Genomic DNA, 3,699 nt, shown 5'->3' on the forward strand with positions numbered 1-3,699 from the left:
ATGATTCAAAATATTCGTCGCATCTTTGACTTACTATTTATTTTCACATGCCTAATATGCTAAAAATTATTGACATATTATTATTTAGTTATATAATTTATTTTATAAAACGTTTACAAATATAAGTTATTCATTACTTCTAAAATAAAATTACACACGATATACTATTACATAATGTCTTATAATCAATGTAAAACATATTTTTTATAAAAAAATTCAAAATTATTTTTTAGATAATGTTAAATCTACTATAATAAAAAAACTACTAGTATCCATTCCACGTGAAACCAGTAACCATGGTAATTTCATATAACAAAAAATTATCTATAATAAAATATCATTCATATAAAAAAATAATATAAAAAATACTGTTTTGATTATATTTACATTTTTTTACATTATTTTTATATTATCTTATGTTATAATATAAAGCAGTAACAAATTTTAAACATACAAATAGGTTGATAACCAGTCTAAGGAGGAACAAGATATTGAATAAAAAAGCGGTGTCTATCATTATGATGTTAGTATTAACTATCACCATAAGCAGTAACACATTTGCTGCACCGACCACTGATGAATCAGCTGAACTAAAGCAAACTCAAGATAATAAGAAACAAATACAGGGAAAAATGGATACTTTAAATAAACAAATCGATGATATTATAAAAAAAGTTGATAAAAACAAAAATGATATGAATAAAATCGATGCGAATATCAAAAGTACAGAAGCTAAATTGAAGGATCTAGAAGAACACTCAAAAGAGCAAAATGAATTATTTAAAAAGAGACTAAGAGCCCTATATATAAGTGGTGGCGGCAGTAACTATTTAGACGTAATTCTAGGCTCTAAAACTTTAAGTGATTTTGTATCATCACTAGACTCCATCTCCACAATAATGAAATACGATAATAATCTTGCTGCACAATTAAAAGAACAGACAGATAACATAGCAAAACAGAAAGATGCTTTAAATAATGAAAACAAAAGATTATCAGCTTTAAAATCAAGCAATGAGGCCACTCTAGCTAATCTAAATAATGATATAAAACAACAAAATCAATTGCTTGCTCAAGCCACAGCAAAGGAAAATAATTTAATCGCAGAGCAAAAAGCTAGAGAAGCTGCTGAAGCTGCTGCACAGGCTGCAGAGAAGTCAAGAGAGCTAGCAGCACAGCAAGCTGCAAATGCATCTAAACAAGTAGCTAGCAACAATCCTAATAGTACAAGTTCTCCTACTGTTATAAATCGTGGTGGTTCGTCTCCAATAGGATTCTCAAACGTACTAGATATGCAAGCTACTGCTTATTCAGATGATGGTTTCACTGCAAGTGGTGCTAGAACAAGCAGAAATCCAAATGGCTACAGCACTATAGCTGTAGATCCTAGAGTTATACCCTTAGGTTCTAGAGTATATGTAGAGGGCTATGGGTATGCTATTGCTTCTGATATTGGTGGTGCTATTCAGGGAAATATAATAGATTTATTTCTACCTTCAAATGATGAAGCGAATAATTGGGGCAGAAGATCTGTAAAAGTTTATATTATAGGAAATTAATAGAATTTCCTTTACTTCTATTGAAGAAAAAGGCACATAGATTTCTTTTATGAAATCTATGTGCTTTCTTATTATGTTTTCTTATAGCCATTATTATTCTAAATGTAAAAATCCTCTTATATAACGACTTTCAGATATATATGTTATATTCCTAATGTATCCACTGCCTATGCTATAATCATTATACTAATACTTTCTTTAAAACGCATCAAGCACTAATACTATTGTTCTTTTTGCTAATTAAAACGTCATTATAATTATCCATAAGTCCATGAAAAACTTTATTCCATGATCTATTTAATCCAGTATTCCTGCCATTTATTTTTAATGTATTTCTTAAATCTTTATTTTCAATTAATTCTATCATAGAGTTTATTAGTTCGTTAACATTCCTTGTCTTAAACTTAAGACCATTAACTCCATGTTTAATAATCTCTTTAACGCCTCCAGCATCAGCACCTATAACCGGAATACCAGAAGCCATAGCTTCAAGTACTACATTTCCAAATGTCTCTGTGGAAGATGGAAAAACAAAAACATCACTAGATGCATAAATTTGTGCCAATTCTCTTCCCTTCTTAAAACCAGTAAATATAGTGCCTTTAGGAAAATCATTTTTACACTTTTCTAGGTATGGACCTTCTCCAGTTATAATGAGAGCTATCTTATCTCTATATTTCTCAAAAACCGCTTTATAAGCATCAATCAAAATATCTAAGTCTTTCTCAGGTGAAACTCTTCCTACATATAAAAACACTAATTTATCCTGTACACCAAGCTGATTCCTTAATTCTTCACTTCTTAGTTCAGGATTAAAGTTTTTGGAATCTATACCTCTAGAAAAAATACCTGTATTGGATATTCCCTCTTTTTTAAGATACCTTCTTATTTCCTCTGATGGACATAAGGTTAAATCATTTTGATTGTGAAACCATCTCATATAATTCCATATATAATTATTTAAAAAATCTAAATTATAATAATTTAAGTACTGTGAAAAATTAGTTGTATAATTAGATATAGTTGGTATTCCATGTTTTTTCCCATACCTCAATCCTGCTCTTCCCATATTAAACTCAGTCATAAGTTGTATTATATCTGGTTTAAAACTAGACAATGAGGTATTTAATCTAAATGCATTTGGAAAAGCTATTCTACATTCTGGATAGAGAAAAAATTTTATGCTAAAGAATCTTTGTATGTTGTAGTTTTCGTTTTTCTTTATGTCATTATCTGGTGCAAATATTAAATATTCAATATTATTTGCCTCATAATATTCCATAAGCTTATTTAAGGTATTTGTAACTCCATTTATCTGAGGTAAAAAAGTATCTGTAAAAACAGCTATCTTCATATTATCCCTCCTATATTTTTTGACAGTTCATAGGTTTCTATATTTTCAAATTTATTAACATTAAAATAAATTATTGATTCTATTACCATAGTTATAGTTGATACAGCATAAATTATATCCGTGAGAAACCCTCTCTTTTTTTGAAAATACTTTTCCTGCATATTATAAATAATTGATAATACATTTCTCTGTGGTACACTTCTGCTATCAATTATTTTTAATTTACCTCTTATAAGAAGAATTCTTAGATTAATATGAAGGGCTATTTCATAGGCTATATGTTTAAAAATACTTTTTTTACTGTATTCTTCTGTATGATATATACAGAAATAGTCTGCTGTATAATGGCATATCATCCCTAGAAGCATTGAGAACTGCTTAATATCTAATTTATTATTAGATAATTCATTAAAATGTTCAGACACAATACCTATACTATCCTTTAAAGTATGGGAACTTTTAAAGGTATCAGGAGAAATGTCAGGCTTAATATTTCCATACATAAAAATATTTTTATTTAATTTAAAATTTAATTCCTTTAAACAATGTTTATATACAATTTTAGAAAATAAAATATGTGTATTTATTATCACCCTTAATCCCTCTTTCTTTATACTCCTAATATAATAATATTTATAATGGATACCTTTTGACTACATATTTGTGTTAAGTTTTTGATAAATATTTTACGAAATAGTTAACAATCAAATTAATGCATATATTTGTATTTATTTTTGTTAAATAAAGTTAATATTTCAAAGATTTATATATTACAAACGGAGGTAC

The 3,699-nt window shown here is 27.7% G+C and carries 3 protein-coding genes; 1 reads left to right on the plus strand and 2 read right to left on the minus strand.

Features of this window, described 5'->3' with window-relative positions; translation table 11 throughout:
• Positions 1–491: 491 nt before the first annotated feature.
• Positions 492–1,559: a 3D domain-containing protein gene (locus tag ABF633_RS20505; RefSeq protein WP_415526552.1), complete on the plus strand. Its 1,068-nt coding sequence runs from the start codon at positions 492–494 to the stop codon at positions 1,557–1,559.
• Positions 1,560–1,767: 208 nt separating this feature from the next.
• Here ABF633_RS20505 and ABF633_RS20510 read toward each other — a convergent pair whose 3' ends face one another.
• Together ABF633_RS20510 and ABF633_RS20515 are read right to left on the minus strand one after the other, a co-directional pair.
• Positions 1,768–2,913: a glycosyltransferase family 4 protein gene (locus ABF633_RS20510; protein WP_415526554.1), complete on the minus strand. Its 1,146-nt coding sequence runs from the start codon at positions 2,911–2,913 to the stop codon at positions 1,768–1,770.
• The gene (locus ABF633_RS20515; RefSeq protein WP_415526556.1) at positions 2,910–3,506 is read right to left on the minus strand and encodes a zinc dependent phospholipase C family protein; all 597 of its coding nucleotides are present in this window, start codon (positions 3,504–3,506) and stop codon (positions 2,910–2,912) included. The genes ABF633_RS20510 and ABF633_RS20515 overlap by 4 nt, the downstream gene beginning before the upstream one ends.
• Positions 3,507–3,699: the final 193 nt, after the last annotated feature.

The organism is Clostridium sp., assembly GCF_047718555.1.
Lineage (GTDB): Bacteria > Bacillota > Clostridia > Clostridiales > Clostridiaceae > Clostridium_I.

Excerpts from the sequence above, each read along its gene's own strand:
- ABF633_RS20510 (WP_415526554.1), bottom strand. The coding sequence starts at position 2,913 with ATGAAGATAGCTGTTTTTACAGATACTTTTTTACCTCAGATAAATGGA.